Consider the following 575-nt stretch of genomic DNA (forward strand, 5'->3'; position numbering starts at 1 on the left):
GGCCACTTTAGCGAACACCTCTACAGCAGCGGCGGCGCTGGTCTTAACGGTAAACCCAACCGTATCGCCTTCATTGACGTCGCCACCGCCTTCAATCCACACCTCTGGGCGGTCATCATCAGGATCATCACCCGGACCATCACCATCATCAAAGATGGTAGCGGTCGCGGAGTTCGGCTCACTTGCCGAAGCCAYGGTGCCACTGTCTGGTGTTACGCCCACTGAAAAGTCTTCGGGACCTTCATACACGTTATCAGGCGAGGTCACCACTCGAAGCTCAACCGACGTCTCCTCAACGGGAATTGGGATCACCCCATCCACTGGCACGGCTTGCCAGATACCCTCATCGTCGAGGTAYTCAAACGCATCGATATCATCACTGTCGGTATCGATGTCCGTTAAGGCCACTTTAGCGAACACCTCTACAGCAGCGGCGGCGCTGGTCTTAACGGTAAACCCAACCGTATCGCCTTCATTGACGTCGCCACCGCCTTCAATCCACACCTCTGGGCGGTCATCATCAGGATCATCACCCGGACCATCACCATCATCAAAGATGGTAGCGGTCGCGGAGT

General features: G+C 56.0%; 1 pseudogene. It reads right to left on the reverse strand.

Annotation, left to right across the window (positions count from 1 at the left end):
- Nucleotides 1-575: pseudogene (locus DPF91_RS22150) on the reverse strand (hypothetical protein); the annotation flags it as partial.

Origin of the sequence: Vibrio maerlii, assembly GCF_003415655.1 — a bacterium.
Taxonomy (GTDB): domain Bacteria; phylum Pseudomonadota; class Gammaproteobacteria; order Enterobacterales; family Vibrionaceae; genus Vibrio; species Vibrio maerlii.